Raw genomic sequence first — 20,055 nt, 5'->3', positions numbered from 1 at the left:
CAAATGCTAAAACTTCGTTGTGCTTACCTCAACGACCTCTTAGCCATTTGAGGTTTTTGCAAAACCGGGATGCTCCCGTTTCCGGCGCTCTTATTCAAGGTTATTCGATTGATAAGAAGACTGCCGCTCGATATAAAATTACGAATCTAGTCCAACTGAAAGACCCAAAACTTGCAAAACTTTTTGACTCAGACGGAGATGGTAAGGCAAATTTAACGGGTTGCAATCCGGGTTCTGCCTGTGAACTGGTGATCGATCATCACTTGAAAGTTTATGGATTAGAGGATACTGTCAAACAGGATAAAGGAGAATTTGAAGTTCTCAAGGCAGATATCATTGCTCGCTATCAGCAAGGAAAACCCGTACTCTATAACAGTTTTAATCTTGATTGGTTGACTTCAGTGTTACAAACTGGTAAAGATGTGGTTTGGTTAGAAGTTCCCTTTACCTCTTTACCAGGAGAAAATGGAAAAGAGGTGACACAAAAAGACACCACGATAGGTGGGAAGAATCTTGGATTTATTGCGGATAAAGGGCGTTTTGTGGCTTCCCGGCAATTTTTACAGGCTAACCCAGCCGCCAAACGTTGGTTTGAACTGGTTCGGGTTCCTTTTGAGGATCTTATTACCCAAGAAAAACTCGCCCATGAGGGTCAAAATCGCTCAAAAAATATCCGTCATAATGCCGAAGTGTGGGTGAAAAACCATCAAGCACTGGTTGATGGTTGGCTGGAAGAAGCAAGAATTGCTGGAAAAGCTTCTAAATAATTTTAACTACTCTGATAGACAGAAGGTCGGATGCCTCGAACAGCGTGGATAGGCGACTGCATCGAGTCCAACAGATTGTGGAGAGAGGGCAGTTGAGAGCGATCTCGCCAACAGAGGTTAAACGGCTACTGACTGGGTATCTGTAATTCGTCCGAAGCGCCTGTTGGAACCAACCTGAGCTTCTAGTAGGGGCATTAATTGACCAATTTAGGATATTGACAAAAGCAATTAATTGTGTACTATGTGGCTCCCAGCAATATAACTTTACACAAACATACCAACTTTATCTATTTCTCGTTGAGCTAAACAACTGGATAATTCATAGTATTGTTGTCAAACAAAAAACACTTCAGGAGAAAAAACAATGCCTATTCCTGTCAGAAAAATTAAAATTCAGTTAGAGAAAGCTCAACCCACACAGCTAACAGTTGATACCCTGAAACAACAATTGAATTCGATTGGATTGACGTGTCCAGATTCGGCTACAGATAAACTTGATGGGTACATACAGGATGTCAAAAATACAATTCCTAGCGGAAGAGTGCAAAGCTACGGTATTTTCACCCCTCAAGAAGGTGAAAACAATCAGTTGGCTTACAGGAGTGAGTTCGATGTCGAGTCGCTCGTCGAACGCGGTTTGGGTGACGAGATAGTATATCGTGGGTTAGCACCATCTTCAGAGGGGAATTGGCGACCGGATGGTAGCGCGGCGGGATATACGGCAGAACTATCAACCATTCAGTTCCCACTACATTTTGATTACCTCTTGTCCAATAAACCGGGTTTTGGCGGCATTAAAAACGAGCAACCTACGTATGCCGATAAGTACGATACCATAGATGCTATTAAGCAATTATTCGTACAAGTCGGGGTTAATGCTTCAGCAACTCTCGTTCAAGGTCTAGATCGACAAGCGCTCGAATCAGTTTTGAGTAACGCGATCGCTCCCCTTAACGATCAGCAGGCCCAGGACTACGACAAGACCGATAGTCGGGCGATATTTTTGGTATTAAATTACGATCCAGACAAAACCGAAGCTGATGGGATCGGGGTCTTAACAATCAACTGGAGACTAAGGATCAAGGATTATAAAGAGAAAAAAACAGCTCTGAAGCATGATACGACTCTAGATATCAATTGTCGCTCGATACTCTACACAGATATCGCTCCGCTTCTGTCGGATTACATGTTTATTACAAGTCACTTCAAAGAGCGGCTGTTTAAGGTATTCAATTCAGCTCGTGCTATTCCAATAAAACCGTCTAAAATAGAAATTTTCACCACTAAGCCGCCAGCGAACGCGGATACCTTTCTAAAATCTTTGCCAAAGATCGCTAAAGAGGATTTTGTTGAAGTAATCGTGTTATATGCTCCTGATTTAAATAATATCGGGTGTCTGGATAACACGGATTCGCCAGCTCAATCAACGTATAGCATAAGTGTGAGCGAGGGGTTTACTTTCTCGACCAGTCAGTCTTTTAGCATTGAAAATTCATTCGAGGCTTCGATAGAATTCATCAAGGCTAGTACCAAAATTGGATTTAGCTTAACTTTCACGGAGGAATGGAGCGAAGTTAAAACGGAAACGATAGAGATTTCGGTGCCGTCAGGTCAGAAAGCTTTCACTTATCAAGGATATCTGCGTTCGGTAATATTGAGATTCAATCCATCAGATCGAACTTACAAGTACGTGGAGTATGGCAAGCTCAAGACTAATGTCGTGAAGACCACTAAAACGCCACTAGAAGACGTACAATCCCTGCTTCCCTAATTTTTGGAAATGCCCACTACGATCGCATGGCATCTCCAACAAGCCCTAAAATTGAAGCATCCTCAGCGGGTGGTCTACAGCCAAATCACACCCGCTGCGGTTCAGGCAGCCGTAGCAAATCCCCGCTCGATTGATATGCACCTGGTCGGGCGGCTGGGTTGTGTCGGGATTGCCTGGACAAACCATTGGGTGCAGTTACTATTCATTTAATTCTTTTAGTAATTGTACCAAAACCCAAAAATTACCTTGGGTAGATATTCATCTAACCCAAGAACCAGACCATGTGGCGAATGTGGAATACGCACTATGTTGTCAATTCGATAGCGAGCAAGAGAACAAAATTATCCAGGGGGCTCAAGAAATGTTTTATGGGTGGATTAACTTCTTTAATGCAATAGGAAATTATTTGAAAATTTAAAATCTTCACAAGATTTTCAGACTATCAAAAACTTTCAGAAATCAGTCGAAAGTCGGGTTGCTTCTCCTCACGAGACGGCTCGACGAACTCTCACTGTCGATCCAAGTAAAACGCCATTAACTACCGATGAAGTGGAATAGTACACAAACGGAATACGCCCAAACCTGTATCCATCAGCTAGTTGAGGCGATTGTAGAGCTTTCGCCTGATGGGGTGGCAGTGGTGTTTGGACAGGAGAGCCTCACCTACCGCCAGTTGAACAGTCGCGCCAACGTCCTAGCGCACTACCTACAGGCATTGGGCGTCGGGCCAGAGGTGTTGGTAGGCATCTGCATAGAGCGCTCCCTAGAAATGGTCGTGGGACTGTTAGGCATTCTTAAGGCGGGTGGAGCGTATGTGCCGCTTGACCCAGCTTACCCAACTGAGCGATTGACGTTCATGTTGGAAGACACCCAAATATCAGTGCTGCTAACCCAAGCGCGGTTAGTCGAGTCTCTTCCAAAACACCAAGCGCACGTTGTCTGCCTGGACACGCAATGGCAGGAGATTGCTTTCCACAGTGAGGAGAACCCAATCATTGCGGTAACGCCCGATAACCTAGCCTACGTAATCTACACTTCCGGCTCTACAGGCAGACCAAAGGGAGTGGCCATGAGTCACCGTCCCTTATCGAATCTAATTATTTGGCAACGGGAAAACTCAACGCTGCCTGTGGGAGCAAGGACTCTGCAATTTGCTCCTGTCAATTTTGATGTTTCCTTTCAGGAAATTTTCTCGACTTGGTGTTCAGGCGGAACGCTGGTCTTAATCTCAGATCAAGTGCGCGTCGATGCGTTCGAGTTGTTGCGTTTTCTCGCAGCTCAAGAAATCAACAGACTCTTCCTTCCCTTTGTAGCCCTTCAACAGCTAGCTGAGGTAGCTGATGCTCAGGGAGCCGTTGTCCCGACGCTGCGTGAGATTATCACTGCGGGTGAACAGTTGCAGATAACCAGACCGATCGCCAACTGGTTGACAAAGCTACAAAATTGCACTCTGCACAATCAATATGGACCATCCGAAAGCCATGTAGTTACGGCTTTCACCCTGACTGGTTCACCTTCTGATTGGCCGGCACTTCCTCCGATTGGTCGCCCCATTGCTAACACACAGATTTATCTGCTAGATGCCCAGATGCAGCAAGTTCCCGAAGGCATCCCTGGGGAACTGTACATTGGTGGCATTGCTCTGGCACGGGGCTACCTCAATCGACCCGATTTAACTACTGAGCGATTTATTCCCGACCCCAATAGCTCCTTACTTCAAGCGCGTCTGTATAAAACTGGCGACCTAGCCCGCTACAATCGCGATGGTAACATTGAGTTTCTTGGTCGGAGCGACGACCAGGTAAAGATACGTGGCTTCCGCATCGAGTTGGGAGAAATTGAGGTTGTAGTTACGGCATACCCAGCGGTTCGACAGGCTGTAGTCTTGGCTCGTGAGGATGCACCAGGTGACAAGCGCTTGGTAGCCTACATCGTACCGACTTCGCAAGAAAGCCCTCCCCAGGAGCAGAGCCAAGAGGCCCAATTGCAAGCCGAACAGATGTTGCCACAGTCAAACTCCCTCGAAAAGCTGGTGCCGCCGCTGCGGAGTTATCTGAAAGCACGTCTGCCTGAGTACATGGTGCCCAGCGCCTTTGTTGTGCTGGAGGCTTTCCCCGTAACCCCTAGCGGGAAGGTGGATCGCCGCGCCTTGCCCGCGCCCTTACCAACACGCACAACAGTAGAAACCTTTGTCCCACCCCGCACACCAGTAGAAGAGATTGTAGCCAACATCTGGACAAAAATTCTCCAAGTACAACCAATTGGCATCCACGATAACTTCTTTGAACTTGGTGGTAATTCAATCAAGGCTATGAGGTTGATTAATGAACTTCAAGCCCAAGCCCAAATAAGTCAGATATTACACCCTACAGCACTGTTCGAGGCTCCGACAATTGCCCAATTTGTGGCTTACCTCAACGAACACTATCCAGAGTTCGCTGGAAAAGCAAGCAGCTCTAAGCTGAGTTCAACAACTTGGTCAAATCAGAAAATTGAAGTCGCTCAAATCGATCGAATGCGTCGTTATTTACATCGGCATCTGTCAGGATTATCTCTCAGTCAAGAACCTCAAACCAAGAAGAACAAACCAGCGATCTTTATCCTCTCCCCTCCACGCTCTGGCTCAACCTTGCTCCGTGTCATCGTGGGTGGACACCCGCAGCTATTTGCTCCACCCGAGTTACATCTACTCTCGTTTAACACCCTCGAAGAACGAAAAGCTACCTTCGTTGAACGCATCCAGTTCATGGGCGAAGGTCTGATTCGAGCGCTCATGGAAATCAAGGGTTATAGCCTTCAGGAAGCACAAAGCCTCATGCAAGAGTTAGAAGACAAAAAGCTGACAACAAAACAGTTTTATGACCTGATGCAACAATGGCTTCCCGGCAAAACCCTAGTTGATAAGAGTCCCCCCTACGCTTTTAACCCGGAAGTTCTTCAACGAGCCGAAATTTATTTCGAGAACCCCCTCTACGTTCATCTGCTTCGTCACCCCTACGGCACGATCCGCTCTATGGAAGAGGCGAAACTGGATCTGTTGTTATCGGCGCAAGTTAAGGATGAAATTTCTCTGTCTGCAAAAGAAAAGGCTGAGCTAATGTGGCTGATTAGCCACCAGAATATTCTAGAATTCTTAGAGCATATCCCCGCTCATCGCCAATACCGGGTTAAGTTCGAGGATTTGGTCAAACAACCTCACACTACTGTCGAAGGGTTGTGCCAATTTCTTGGTCTTTCTTTCGCTCCGGAAATGTTACAGATCTATGAGGACAAAAAGCAGCGGATGACCGATGGCATTCACTCGGTGTCAAGGATGATAGGTGACATAAAGTTCCACACTCACAAAGAGATTTCGGCTCAGGCTGCCGAACTGTGGAAACAAGATTATCAGGTTGACTTTCTGGGAGAGCAAACCTGGCAGCTAGCAGAGTCCTTTGGGTACGAACGAATTACTTCCTTTGACGACCAGGAAGAGGGGGAAATATAAAAGCGATGAATGAGTTTCTATCTTATCTTGACAGTCTAGGCGTAAAACTCTGGGTGGATGAAGTTGACAGCACTTTGCCCCAACAGGCTCGCCTGAGATATAAAGCACCCAAGGGAACGCTAACTCCAGAGTTGCTCACCCAATTGCGAGAGCGCAAAGCAGAGATTATTAGTTTTTTACGGCATAAAAATCAGGCTTCCAGTTCTCTAGTTCAACCTATTCAGAAGGTATCCCGTAACAAAAACTTACCTCTATCCTTTGCTGAAGAGAGACTGTGGTTTTTGCAGCAGTTAAATCCTGATGGCTATTCTTACAATGCCTTCAGATGCTTTCGCCTTAGAGGGACGCTCAATGTCGCAGCACTAAGGCAAAGTCTCAACGAGATTATTCGCCGTCACGAATCCCTTCGCACCAGTTTTGGGGTGGTGAATGGCTTTCCAGTGCGAGCGATCGCTTCCAGTTTAACTGTGACTCTACCAGTGGTAGATTTGCTTGACTTGGCAGAAGACGAACAGTGCGATCGGGTGCAACGGTTGACTCAACAGGAAGTTCAGCGCCCCTTCGACCTAGCTAATGAGCCCCTGCTGCGTGCCACTGTGCTGCGACTAAGCGAACAATCCTATGTACTGCTCCTAGTTATGCACCACATCATTACAGATGGCTGGTCAATGGAGATATTCTTCAAAGAGTTAGGAGTCCTCTACCAAGCCTTCACAAAAGGTGAGCCAAATCCCTTACCCGAATTAACGATACAATATGCTGATTTTGTTCTTTGGCAGCGGCAGTGTTTGACTGGGGAATTGCTTGAGCGACAACTTAATTACTGGAAACAACAGTTAGCTGACGCACCGCCCTTGTTGGAATTGCCAACAGATTATCCGCGCCCCCCGGTTCAGACTTTCTGTGGTGCTACCAGGGAATTTCAAATTGAAGAGCATTTAACCGAGCAACTGATAACCCTGAGCCAAAAGTCAGGTGTCACTCTGTTTGTGACCCTGCTGGCGACTTTCGCAATCTTACTCCATCGTGAAAGCTCAGTAGACGATATTTGTATCGGTTCGCCCTTTGCTAACCGCAATCGCCAAGAAATTGAACCACTAATTGGCTTTTTTGTCAATACCTTGGTGTTGCGTACTCAGCTCAAAAACAATCCTAGTTTCTCTGAGTTCCTGCTTCATGTGCGCTCTGTTGTCTGGGATGCTCACGCACATCAGTATGTGCAGTTTGAGCAAGTGGTAGACGCCTTGCAGCCGGAACGTTCCCTTGGCTACAATCCTCTGTTTCAGGTGATGTTTTCGTTGGAGAATTTCTCGCAGGAGATATTTGAGTTGCCCGGTATTACTATTACTCCCCAGTTGGTAGAAAGCGGTACGGCTAAGTTTGATTTGAGCCTGTCGATTGGGGAGACAAAAAAGGGACTAATGGGGTCGTGGGAATATAACAGCGACCTGTTTGAGGCGGATACAATTGCCCGAATGACAGGTCATTTCCAAACTTTGTTAGAAGCGATTGTTGCTAATCCCGACCAAAGAGTTGGGGAATTACCTTTGCTAACTGAGTCAGAAAGATATCAGTTGTTAGTGGAATGGAACAATACCACAAAAGAGTATCCCTTCGATAAGTGTATCCATGAGTTATTTGAGGAACAGGTGACGCGATCGCCCGATGCTATTGCGGTAATCTTAGAAGGCGAACAACTGACCTACCGAGAGCTAAACCAACGGGCAAACACAATAGCACATCACTTGAGAGCGCTAGGAGTGGGGCCTGAAGTTTTGGTGGGGATTTGTGTAGATCGATCGCCCTTAATGGTAGTAGGATTGTTGGGAATTCTCAAAGCGGGTGGTGCTTATGTGCCCCTAGATCCAGCCTACCCTGCTGAACGCTTGGCTTATATGTTGAGTGATTCTCAGGTTAAGGTGCTGCTAACTCAGGAAAAATTGGCGTCCTCATTGCCTGTGAGTGCAGCACGGGTAATATGCTTGGATAGCGACTGGCAGAATATCGGCGCTCATAGTGAAGAAAATCTACTCACTGAGGTTAAAGCCAGTAACTTGGCTTACGTGATTTATACTTCTGGGTCTACCGGAAAGCCAAAAGGAGTGATGATTGAGCATCGGTCTATTGTCAATTTTACCTCATCTGCTATAACGATATACAAAATTACACAGTCAGACCGTGTTCTCCAGTTTGCTTCCATTGCCTTTGATGCGGCGGTAATAGAAATTTTCCCTTGCCTGAGTGCAGGCGCAACACTGGTTCTACGGACCGACGAAATGCTACTATCTGGCACCAGATTTGTGCAACGATGCCGCGAGTGGGAAATAACCATGATGGATTGGCCGACATCCCACTGGCATCAGGTGATGGTGGAACTGGCAGCGGCAGAAGAGACACTTCCAGAATCGTTGCGGGTGGTGTCTGTTGGGGGAGATGCCGTTTTGCCAGAAACCTTAAAGCTGTGGCAACGTTGCGTGAAGGGACTGGCGCATCCTCCGCAATTGCTCAATGGCTACGGACCAACGGAAACAACAGCCATAACTACTTATTATGACTTGTCTGAATTCATAGCCAATAATCCTGCTGCTTCTTGCGTACCCATCGGCACCCCGATCGGGAATCTTACTACATATATTCTGAACCATCACCTCCAACCTGTCCCAATTGGTGTTCTAGGGGAATTGCACATTGGTGGTTTAGGCTTGGCTCGCGGTTATCTGGGTCGCCCAGATTTAACAGCAGAGAAATTCATCCCCAATCTCTTTAGTAATGAACCTGGGGCGCGCCTGTATAAAACTGGCGATCGAGTTCGCTATCGACCAGACGGAAACATTGAGTTTCTTGGTCGCATTGACCATCAAGTGAAGATTCGCGGTTTCCGTATCGAACTCGGAGAAATTGAAACAGCGATCGGTCAGCACTCAGAAGTACGAGAGTGTGTAGTTATCGTCAGAACCAAAGAATCAGGCGACAAACAACTTGTTGCCTATGTAGTGCCGAAACTCTCAACGCTTACCGCCAGTAAACTGCGTAGTTTCCTGCAACAAAAGCTACCAAACTACATGGTGCCCGCCGCCTTTGTAGTCTTGGAGTCTCTGCCACTTACCCCCAATGGGAAAGTAGACCGTCGCGCCCTACCGGCCCCAGATAAATCTAGCTTCACAGATACCGGCTTTGTACCTCCAAGCAATGCCTTAGAGAGACAACTAGCGCAAATTTGGTCAGAAATTTTGGATGTTGAATCGGTGGGAGTGAAAGATAACTTCTTTGCTCTTGGGGGTCATTCGCTGTTAGCCGTCCGCTTGATGGCTAAAATTCAGCAGGAATTCGGAAAAAGTTTACCTTTAGTAACACTTTTTCAGTCTCCCACGATCGCAGATTTAGCGAATCTGATAAAAACTGAAAAAGATATCCCAACTGATTTTTGTTTAGTTCCAATTCAGCCAAAAGGAAACAAGTCTCCTTTCTTCTGCGTCCATGCTGTCGGCGGTGATGTTCTCTGCTATGCAGATTTAGCGGGCTATCTCGGCTTAGAGCAACCTTTTTACGCCTTGAGATCGCTAGGTTTAGATGGGTCGTGCGAACCCCTAACCCGAATTGAAGATATGGCTGCCACTTATATCAAAGCTTTGCAAACCATTCAGCCAGAGGGGCCCTACCAACTTGGAGGATGGTCTATGGGTGGGGCGATCGCTTTTGAAATAGCTGTGCAGTTGGAAGCTTCTGGGCAAACGGTATCTCTGCTAGCTCTGATTGACAGCTATGCGCCTATCCAAAAGTTCAAAGCTTCTCTCTTGATGGATGAGACAATGCTGTTAGCTGATTGGGTAAAAAAACTGAGTGAACTGTCTAACAAAGCTTTGCCAATATCAGCAGAAATATTGCGCCCTCTAGAAGCACAGGATCAATTAAACTATGTTCTAGAGCAAGCTAAAGAAGTCGGACTATTACCAAAAGAAATAGGACAAAAGCAAGGCAGTTCGCTATTTCGGGTATTCAAAGCCAACTCTCAAGCGATAGCTCGCTATACACCCCAACCCTATTTAGGTCGAATTACTTTTTTCTGTGCTGACGAGTCAATGAAGCAGAACCACGACCCAAGTCTTGGCTGGGCTTCTGTAGTAGCCGGAAGTATGATTACGCATAATATTCCTGGCAACCACTACTCCATCATTGAAAGTGAGATTCTCGCTCAAAAGTTGAGAACCTATCTTAATTGAAGAATGATGGAAAAACTTACCAAGAGATTAGTCATTTTTTAAATATTAATATGCAGATTAAGCCTGGTATCGAAACCCTCGCTGTCCATGCAGGACACCCGCTAGACCCCGGTACGGATGCTGTTACACCAGCAATTCACCTATCCACTACTTTTGCCAGACAGTCAGATGGGAGTTACGAGCACCCCTATGATTACATTCGCTGTACCAACCCAGGACGCGACAACTTAGAAAAATGCCTGTGTGAGTTGGAAGGGGGAGAAGCTGCAGCAGCAGTCGCTTCCGGTTCTGCCGCAACCGCAAGTGTGTTCTTAGCATTGGAACCAGGGGCGCATATTGTAGCACCTCTAGATTCCTACTGTGGTACAGGTTTATTGCTGAATACCGTGTTTGCACGCTGGCATTTGAAGTCCACCTTTGTGGATATGACCGATTTGAATCAGGTGGAGAAAGCCATCAGTCTCCCTAACACTCAATTGGTTTGGCTTGAAACTCCTTCAAATCCATTGCTCAAGATATCAGATATTGCAGCGATCGCACAAATGGCTCATCAGGTAGGAGCGAGGTGTGTTTGTGACAACACCTGGGCAACGCCTATACTACAACGTCCGTTCGAGTTAGGAGCAGATTTGGTGACCCATTCTTGCACCAAATATTTGGGGGGACACGCCGATGCGATGGGCGGGGTTATTGTATCCAAAGTCAAAGATGAGTTTTTCGAGCGGATTCGGGAGATTCAGGTTGGCATGGGGATTGGGAACGCGCCGTTTGATGCTTGGTTAATTCTTAGGGGCATTCAAACTTTGCCGTTGCGGATTAAGGCGAGTTCAGTGGCAGCAAGTGACATTGCCCAATTTTTGAGTAACCACCCTAAAGTTAAGCGAGTTTACTATCCGGGGTTGCCGGAACATCCAGGTGCTGAACTCGCTGCTAGACAAATGCTCTATGGCGGTGGAATGGTTTCTTTTCAGGTAGGTAGCCGTGAGGAAGCCTTTCAAATTGCAGGGAAATTACAGGTGTTTACTTCAGCAACCAGCTTGGGAGGGGTGAAAAGTTTGGTGGAAATCGGGGCACTTATGGAATCAATGCAAAACCTTGACACCAGCAGTGCTGAAACTGTTATACCTGATGATCTATTGCGCTTATCAGTTGGTATTGAGGATGTGAAAACGCTGATTTTGGATCTGGAACAAGCTTTAAGCTGAAGTTCGCCTTTGCCAATCCCTAATTCTGGACCTAAATTTATAAATCTGTTTGGCTTGGGGAACGAAGGGTGTCGATCGCACTTTGAATTAAACTCGGTGCATTATTGGCAGAAATAAATATTCCTCCTGCTTGACGATCGAATTGAGCATAGTTTTTATCCTGAAGATAAACCTGATGTGCCTTGGGAACATTCCAGAAGGGAATTGCTGGATTCAAATGGTGAACAAGATGATAACTCTCATTGTGCATTCCCGTCAAAAACTTTTCCAGCCAATGACTGTGACGATTGCGAGTATTGTAGAGATTAATGTTATTGTTCATCAAGGGATAATGTTCGCTCATCTCAATAAACCAGCCAATGATTTGGAAGGTGGTTAAATAAGGAACGATCCAAAATAGCAAAATATACTTGCCCCATCCGAACCCGATGAAAATAGATGCTATAACTCCCAGATAAACAATCATGACAATTGTCTCTTGACGATTGCGTTTATCCAAAAGCCGATGCTTGATTAAGGAACGCAAGTAGCTGGGAACTTTAGCCAACAAAAATGGCAAAACTATGTTGTGGATCGTAAACTTTTCTACAGATTGAGGTCGAGCATACCATCCTGCTTCAATAGCAAACTTGTAATCGGGATCTAGTTCAATATCCCCGAAATGTCCGTGATGAAATCGCACATGAGATTCTCGATAAGACCCCATTGTTTGTAAAACAAAGTAGCCAGAAAAAAAAGTACCTATCGCAAAATTAAGAAATTTATTTTTGGCTAAAGTTTTGTGAGATGCTTCGTGAAGAATCGTCGCCAATGCACGCTGGCGAGACCCAATAATTAAAACTGCCACAGGGTAAAGATACCAGGAAACTGAACAAGTGGCTGCCATCAAGAAAATTATAACATAATCCTCTAGCAGAGCGAGAAAACAATGCCAGTTGTCTAATTTTGATAAAGAAAATATTTCTTGGCAAATCTCATTCTCAAACTGGTAATTTTTACACTCCATAGTCACTTCTTTGCAATTCCCAGCTTATTTAATAATTAGAACTGAAGCTAGCTCTCAAACAAAGATGGTAGCTTCCTTAAACAGATGCCTAAAGTTGGTGTTGCTACCCATATTCCCGATACTCGTTCAGCATGGGATTAAGATGCAACTGCCTGCTGAGATTAGCACACAACCAGCCCAAAAATTGATTGAGTTCGGCAGAAAAGGTAACGTCTGCTTCTTGAAAGTCCAAGTAGACAGTCTTGTATCCACAATGCGTAGCACGATTTAGAATACGGAAAAGTAGGAAATTTTTCCCCGGAAGCCTGGTTGCTTTGATGCCGATCGATCGCCCAAATTGACTAATTTCATTGTAGGTGAGTTCTGCGATCGGGGGGCGATTAATGTAAAGAGGAAAGTCTAGCGGCAAACAATTACTAGGAGTTGTTGTTTCGCTCTGTATGACTGGGGCTTTTAAATTATTTTCTGCCTCTGTATTATCACAAGAAATTTGGCACTGCTGCTGCGATCTCTCTAGCTGCGAACTTTCTTCAGTTAACAGCTCGCAGGGAACGCTCAAGCGTAGTAATTGCTCGCTATCCTCTGAATATGAAACCTCCAAAAAATCAGCGGTAACTGGTAACTGATTCGTGGTAGGCGTTAGTAGTGGCTCTATTACTTCTACTAACTCTAAGGTAACAAATAACTGGTCACTAACCACTGTTTCACTTGTCCGGGAGAGCAAATATTGCTTCAGCACTAAAAACAGATTTTTTTTCGTCACCCTCTCCCCTAATGTTTTTGAAAGAGCCTGCCACAAATGAGAGCCAATATCCTTGATGTGAGCGATACTATAGGCACAATCGGCTGCCATCTCGCTATAACCGCGTCCGAGCCATGAGTGACACAGGATTAAGCGCTCAAGAGAACTCAGTTGCCTAGAGAGCAGACTTTGTTCTACAGTTTCCAAAACTTCGCCAACATTCATGTAGTGACTCCATTTGAGTAGTATGCACACAGCAAATTAGCTCGCTAATTTTTATGCTCACAAAACAGGTAGTTAAAACCATTCGGCTTTGATCCAGATAGCACAGGGCAGAAGAACTTGGGCTGAATTACTGTCAGCGGACATTCACCAAAAAACTTCACTATTAATTATTCAGTTGTTTAGCTCAACGAGAAATAGATAAAGTTGGTATGTTTGTGTAAAGTTATATTGCTGCAAGTCCCGAAATACACAATTAGTTGCTTTTGTCAATATACTAAATTGGTCAATTAATCCCCCAACTAGAAGCTCAGGTTGGTTCCAAGAGGCGCGATCGCGAATGACTATTGACAAAGTTGTCTGTCGCCCTCTTCCACCTCTGCGTTAGTCTTCAGATAATCTCGTACCCAGCTACAGCTATATTCCAGCAGGTCAAGTTCTCGTCTTGCGCGGTAAATCCCAGACAACGAGAGTGTTATCTTCACCAACAGAAGCTAAAAAACTGTTATTGAAGATGTCTATTGGGGAGATCGATCGCACAAATGTCTGTCCTCCTTTTTCACCTCAGCATTCGTCCGCAAATAATCCCGCACCCAATCGCAACCATACTCAAGAAAATCGAGCTGGAAAATTCGCTCTAAATTCCACACAATAGCGGTTTTATCCTGACTGGCTGAGGCGACTAAATTCCCATCAGGGCTAAATGCCACTCCGAACACCCCATCGCTATGTCCTTTTAAAGTTTCAAGCTCTTGACCATCGTACCTCCAAAGTTTAACAGTGCCGTCAAAACTTGCTGAGGCGAGAGTCTTGCCATCGGGGCTAAATGCCACTCCGAATACCCCATTTTTGTGTCCCTTTAAAGCTCTAATTTCTGTACCATCCAACCGCCAAAGTCTCACCATACTATCCATACCTGCTGAAGCAAGAGTCTTGCTGTCAGGGCTAAATGCCACTCCCGCCACCTGACGGCGATGGCTTGTTAAAGTGTGTAGAAGTTTGTAACTGGACTTTCCAAATGCGATCGCATTATCCCACTGCCAAAGTTTGACAGTGCCGTCCACACTACCAGAGGCAATAACTTGTCCGTCGGGGCTAAATGCCACTCCGTTAATGTAATCGGTATGTCCTTTGAGAGTTGCCAATTGGGTGCCGTCAATCCTCCACACTTTAACTGTTTTGTCCTCACCCGCCGAGGCGAGTGACTGCCCGTCGGGATGGAAATCAACCGCGAAAACTCTACCTTGATGTCCAGTAAAAGTCTTGATTAAGGTTCCATCTAGTCGCCACAATCGAACAGTGCCGTCATAACCACCTGTAGCAATCGTGTCTCCGTTTGGGCTGAAATCTACTCCGAAAACTTTATCAGCTTGTTTGGGAAAAGTGCGAATTAAACTACCATCAAGCCGCCAAAGTTTAACGGTATTGTCACGACTGGCGGTGGCAATTGTCTTACCATCAGGACTAAATTTTATGGTGTAAATTGATGCTTGATGTCCGTTAAGAGTCTTAAGCAAACTGTCATCAAGCTTCCAGAGTGCGATCGGGCCATCCCAACTGGATGAGGCAAAGATTTGCCCGTCAGGACTCCAAGCCAATCCAGAGACGACATCCTTGGCGACTAGCAGGGTTTTTAGCAGAGTCCCGTCAATCTGCCAAAGTTTGACTGTTCTGTCTAGACTTGCCGAGGCAAGCAAACCAGCTTGAGGGTTAAAAGCGATTTTGGTCACGGCATCGCTGTGTCCAGTTAGGGTTTTGACTAAAGTTCCATCAATGTGCCAAAGTTTGACTGTTTTATCCGCACTCGCCGAGGCGATGAGATTTCCTGAACGGCTAAAGGCAACATTCATGACTTTATCCGTATGTCCGATGAGAGTTCTAATCAGTTTACCCTCTGTATTCCAGAGTTTAATTGTTTGATCTTTAGAACCAGATGCAATAATTTGACTGTCCGGGCTAAAGGCAACGCTGTCAACTTCATCTGTATGCCCCGTGAGAGTTTTCAGTAGTTTGCCGTCTGTACTCCAGAGTTTAATGGTTTTATCTTTAGAAGCGGAAGCAATAATCTGGTTGTTAGGAGCGATCGCGACTTGTGAAATATTATTGGTATGTCCTTTTAAGGTTTGCCACAAGGTATAATTCGGCTTTACGTTAATTGATTTTGTACTGTCTTTGCGCCAAAGTTTGACTGTTTTATCCCCAGAACCTGAAGCAATTAAATCCCCTCTGGGGCTAAATACGACTCCCCAAACTGCATTGTTATGCCCTTGAAGCGTTTCTAGTTTTGTACCGTCTTTTTTCCAAAGATCGATGGTTTTGTCCGCAGAAGCTGAGGCGATGAGTTCGCCATCAGGGCTGAAAGTTACATCATTAACCACATTGTTATGCCCGGATAAGTGGTTATACTCAACCGCTCCATAAATAGCTTGATGGAGAACTTCTTTAACTGAGTCTTCGAGTTCTGGTTCTACACTACCTAACTTTTGCAGTTGTTGCTTTGCTCTGATGGCTTGTATTAATCCGTCTAATTTTTGATTTGAGGCGAATAGCGCTTCGGAAGATTTGGCGATCGCTTTGATCTCGCTGACAGCACTTTGCCGATACTGAAAATAAACCGCTAGCCCCAATGCACAGGCTAGAATTAATGCCATACTTACTACAAAAAGCAAAAGCCTTTGCCGCCTAGAATTTTTTTTCTCTAGTGCTAATCTTTTTTGTTCCTCGACCAGTCGCGTTTCCACTTCTTTAAGGCGTTCTGCTTCTAAAGCTTGCTGCATTTCCAGCCTATCTAAATCGCCAGAAGCGGCTAAAAATTGATAGTCCAAATCGCTCAAACTTTTACTTTGCGCCCAAGAGGTCGCGTCTTTCAGTGCTTCCCCCCTGAGAAGACGCGAACTATCTTGTTGTTTGGAAGCAATCCAAGCATCAAACGCCTGCGAGTAAGGACGCAATGCAACTAATTTTTTTTCAACCCATTGCAGATTAAATACTTGTTGATAGATACGATTTTTTACCCCTAGTATTCCCTCGTGTCTAACTACTAAGCCACTCAGTAACAATTCAATCTGTTCTCGACTATCATCACTTTTTATTTCAATGTCTTGCAAAACTTGTTGATAAATGCCTAGAATTCTACCAGCCCGCTGACCGTTACGTTCAATGCGATCGCGAATAGTTCTCAGGTGTTCCGGTTCATCCTGCGATTCCCAACGCTCAATGATGCGAGTTTTGACCAAGTTCTCAATCCAGAACGATTCCGTGCCCGGTGGAATGCTCATTTTGCCACCGTTCCCGATTGTCTGCTGACTCAATTGCGCGACTAAATGACACAACTTTTGAGTCAGAAACGGTTGTCCAGCCGTCCAGTCTAAAATCGCCCTCACCACTGATGCAGGCTGTTCTACTGTTTTGTCCAGCCCTTGAATTAAGGGAGTTACTTCATCCCACTCAAACCCTTTTAGTTCTACAGCTTGCCCAATATTAAACGGTGTCTTCGTTCTGTCTCGAATCAGATCCGAGGGAGTTGCTACCCCAAAAATCGCAAAGGTAATGCGTTGATATTCTGGGTTAATTGCCCGTTGGTTATAGCAGAAGCGAATGAAGGCAAAAAAATCATCAATCGAAAAGTTTAAGCCCAGCAGACTGTCAATTTCATCGACAAATATAAACAATTCTTGTTGAGGAAACTGCACCAGTAGCAATTCCTCAATAAATAATCGCAAACGTTGCAGTAAACCGAGATCGTTGCGTTCTTGCCACCAAGTTTTCAGATTCAAGGTTTCCAGCAGCCCCAACTGTCGCCATAAGTCACCGACGAATCCCTTGTACCATTGCAGTGGAGTAATTTGTTCGCTCCCCACCACACTCAAATCGACCGCAGCGCAGTGAAATCCGTCTTGCTGGAGGCGATGCTTGGTTCGCACCAGAAGTGAGGATTTGCCCATTTGTCGGGAGTTGAGGACATAGCAGAACTCTCCTTGCTTCAGGGCTTCATACAGTTGCGAGTCGGCTTGCCGCTGCACGTAACTAGGTGCATCAATGGTTAAACTGCCACCGAGTTGATAGCTATCTTGGGGCATAAAAGTTAATTAATTTAGCCTGTTTTTTCGTCAAAATCCTTATTGAGGCTGGGTTTCAGAAATACCGTGCGATCGCCCTGTTGCGACTTCCGACTTTTCCGACTTTTCCGACTTGACTTTATATTACCAAATAAGCTTTGATACTAATTGAAACAAATTATGTTACTTAGCGAGCTAGAAATTAACCTATGTAACTGAACTTCACCAGAAGAAATTGAGATTTTATTTTTATACCTTTGACACGGCTCAAAATAGAGGGCAAACGCATCTTGTCAATAACGAGGGATTTTAGAACACTGCGGACTCGGCTTTATTGTTGTTTATTGAGAACAATCTTTCCACCTGTAGCGCTTTTTTTTCTACTCGAACGCTATATATGGGAATTTATAAATTAGATGCGTTTACCCTGCCTACTCTTTTGGCATTTTCCTAAAAGTTCAGCACAGTAAGTACGGAAGAACCTATTTTTTATGTTGATACAGTTTATTAATTCGTAACAATAAGGTAATATTAGCAGCAATGAGTAATTTTTCCGATCAAACCCTGAGCCAAACTGCACATAACTCAGAATCACTTTATTCCCAGGATAAGTGCATCCATCAGTTATTTGAAGCACAGGTAGAGCAGAACAGTAATGCAGTGGCGGTGATATTCGATCGGCAGTCCTGGACTTACCGTGAACTCAACGCCAAGGCTAACCAGCTAGCTAACTATCTCAAAAAGCGAGGCGTAAAGCCAGAAGTGCGAGTGGGAATTTGCGCGGAACGCTCCCTAGACATGGTTATAGGAATTCTAGGTATTCTCAAAGCAGGTGGTGCCTATGTTCCTCTAGACCCAGCTTATCCAAAAGAGCGTCTGGACTTTATTCTTAAAGAAACTAAAGCGCCATTGCTGTTGACTCAAAAGCATCTGGTTGAGAATTTTATCCAAGAGGAAATTCAAGTCGTTTGTCTGGACGCAGATTGTGACACTATTGCCCATGAGAGTGAGGAAACACCTAACACTGAGGTAACAATAGAAAACTTGGCTTACATCATGTACACTTCTGGCTCCACTGGCAAGCCAAAAGGAGTACAAGTGACTCATGCCAACATCTCGCATTATATTCCAGCAGTCAGCCAAGTGATGCAAATTCAGCCTGAAGATGTCTATCTCCATGTGGCATCTTTCTCGTTTTCTTCCTCTGTCAGGCAATTAATGGTACCTCTGTATCGAGGAGCCACCAGTATTATTGCCAATAGCGAACAAACCAAAAACCCTATCAGTTTGTTCGAGCTGATCCAGAAACAAAAAGTAACTATTGTTGACAGCGTACACTCAGTTTGGCGCTATGGACTTCAGGCATTAGAAACTCTGGACAAAAGACACACAGAGGCACTGACCAAATCTAAATTACGAATGATTGTGCTTTCTGGTGACTTACCACCAGTTCAAATTTACAAGCAGCTACGAGACCTGTTTAAAGAGCGCTTAGACATTTTCAACGTTTACGGTCAAGCAGAAACCATTGGTAACTGTGCTTATTCGGTTCCAAAGGACTTTGACCCAGAACGAGGATATATTTATATACCTGTAGGCTATCCTTATCCCCATAACCAAGCCTATATCATCGACGAAAATCTTGAGCTTGTTAGACCAGGAGAAGTCGGTGAGCTTTATATGGGTGGTGCTTGTTTAGCTCGTGGCTATCTCAACAGTTTAGAGGTGAATGCCGAAAAATTTATCTCAAATCCTTTCAATAGCGATCCTCTTCAGCGATTATTCAAAACTGGCGACTTAGCGCGCTACTGGTCGGATGGTGCTATAGAGTTATTAGGTCGCACTGATTTTCAAGTCAAGATTAGGGGGATGCGGGTTGAACTAGGAGAAATTGAGTCTATACTGGGAAAGCATCCCAGCGTTAAAGAAGCTGTGGTCATAGCAGCAGAGAATGAACGAAAGGAAAACCACCTTGTAGCCTACGTAGTTCCCAACTCATCTTTATCCCAGATTACCCAAGCAGAACTGCGTGCTTATCTCGATCGCAAGTTACCAGATTATATGGTGCCTTCTGCCTTTGTGCTGCTTGATTCTTTACCTCTAACCCCTAACGGCAAAATAGATCGGCTTGCTCTACGGAGTCGCGAAGTTATACATCCAGAACTAGAAGCTGCTTATGTAAAACCTCAAACCGAGATAGAGGAAATCATTGCTACTATTTGGCAAGAGGTACTTCTCTTAGAATATGTTGGCATTCACGACAATTTCTTTGAACTGGGTGGACATTCTTTACTTATGGCTCAGGTTCATAGTAAATTGTCAAGCATATTAGAATTATCAAATATATTAGGACAACAACTATCAATTGTTGAACTGTATCAATACCCAACAATACACTTGTTAGCTGACTACTTAACTAACAGGCAAAATTTTCAATCAAATCCTTTAAAAAGCAATGAAAAAGCACAAATGGGTCGCTCAAGGAAAGCTGCTCTAGAGCAACAGCGAGAACGAAGACAAAAATCAAAAATGGGATAGGTTGTTAACAAATAAACTTAATTAATTTAAGGACGAGCA

General features: G+C 44.8%; 10 protein-coding genes. 7 read left to right on the top strand and 3 right to left on the bottom strand.

Annotated elements, in window-relative coordinates; translation table 11 throughout:
• The 6 genes from proX to QUA99_RS22955 form a co-directional block, all read left to right on the top strand.
• A partial coding sequence (gene proX / locus QUA99_RS22980; protein WP_333241236.1) for a glycine betaine/L-proline ABC transporter substrate-binding protein ProX occupies positions 1 to 767 on the top strand: 767 nt, incomplete at its 5' end.
• 364 nt (positions 768 to 1,131) lie between these two features.
• Positions 1,132 to 2,538: a hypothetical protein gene (locus QUA99_RS22975; protein ID WP_333241234.1), complete on the top strand. Its 1,407-nt coding sequence runs from the start codon at positions 1,132 to 1,134 to the stop codon at positions 2,536 to 2,538.
• A gap of 9 nt (positions 2,539 to 2,547) precedes the next feature.
• Positions 2,548 to 2,748 (top strand): hypothetical protein, encoded by a 201-nt coding sequence (locus QUA99_RS22970; RefSeq protein ID WP_333241233.1) that lies wholly within the window; start codon positions 2,548 to 2,550, stop codon positions 2,746 to 2,748.
• Between the two features lie 334 nt (positions 2,749 to 3,082).
• Complete coding sequence (locus QUA99_RS22965; RefSeq protein ID WP_333241232.1) at positions 3,083 to 6,025, top strand: amino acid adenylation domain-containing protein; 2,943 nt, start codon at positions 3,083 to 3,085, stop codon at positions 6,023 to 6,025.
• Positions 6,026 to 6,030: 5 nt separating this feature from the next.
• Positions 6,031 to 10,245 (top strand): amino acid adenylation domain-containing protein, encoded by a 4,215-nt coding sequence (locus QUA99_RS22960; RefSeq protein WP_333241230.1) that lies wholly within the window; start codon positions 6,031 to 6,033, stop codon positions 10,243 to 10,245.
• A 50-nt stretch (positions 10,246 to 10,295) separates the two neighbouring features.
• Complete coding sequence (locus QUA99_RS22955; RefSeq protein WP_333241229.1) at positions 10,296 to 11,450, top strand: aminotransferase class V-fold PLP-dependent enzyme; 1,155 nt, start codon at positions 10,296 to 10,298, stop codon at positions 11,448 to 11,450.
• Between the two features lie 37 nt (positions 11,451 to 11,487).
• Here QUA99_RS22955 and gntB read toward each other — a convergent pair whose 3' ends face one another.
• The 3 genes from gntB to QUA99_RS22940 all read right to left on the bottom strand — a co-directional run bounded on the left by gntB (position 11,488) and on the right by QUA99_RS22940 (position 17,499).
• Positions 11,488 to 12,456: a guanitoxin biosynthesis L-arginine gamma (S) hydroxylase gene (gene gntB, locus QUA99_RS22950; RefSeq protein ID WP_333241227.1), complete on the bottom strand. Its 969-nt coding sequence runs from the start codon at positions 12,454 to 12,456 to the stop codon at positions 11,488 to 11,490.
• 103 nt (positions 12,457 to 12,559) lie between these two features.
• A complete protein-coding gene (locus QUA99_RS22945; protein WP_333241226.1) occupies positions 12,560 to 13,423 on the bottom strand; it encodes an AAA-like domain-containing protein in 864 nt (287 codons plus the stop codon).
• Between the two features lie 515 nt (positions 13,424 to 13,938).
• Entirely contained in the window at positions 13,939 to 17,499 is a 3,561-nt protein-coding gene (locus QUA99_RS22940; RefSeq protein WP_333241224.1) for a WD40 domain-containing protein, read from the bottom strand.
• A gap of 519 nt (positions 17,500 to 18,018) precedes the next feature.
• Here QUA99_RS22940 and QUA99_RS22935 point away from each other — a divergent pair.
• Positions 18,019 to 20,016, top strand: coding sequence for a non-ribosomal peptide synthetase (locus tag QUA99_RS22935; protein ID WP_333241223.1), 1,998 nt, complete (start codon positions 18,019 to 18,021; stop codon positions 20,014 to 20,016).
• Positions 20,017 to 20,055: the final 39 nt, after the last annotated feature.

Source organism: Microcoleus sp. F10-B2 (genome assembly GCF_036704965.1).
In the GTDB taxonomy this organism is placed as follows: Bacteria; Cyanobacteriota; Cyanobacteriia; order Cyanobacteriales; family Microcoleaceae; genus Microcoleus.
The sequence above is the reverse complement of the archived record's forward strand: the minus strand, read 5'-3'. Positions and strand labels throughout refer to the sequence as shown.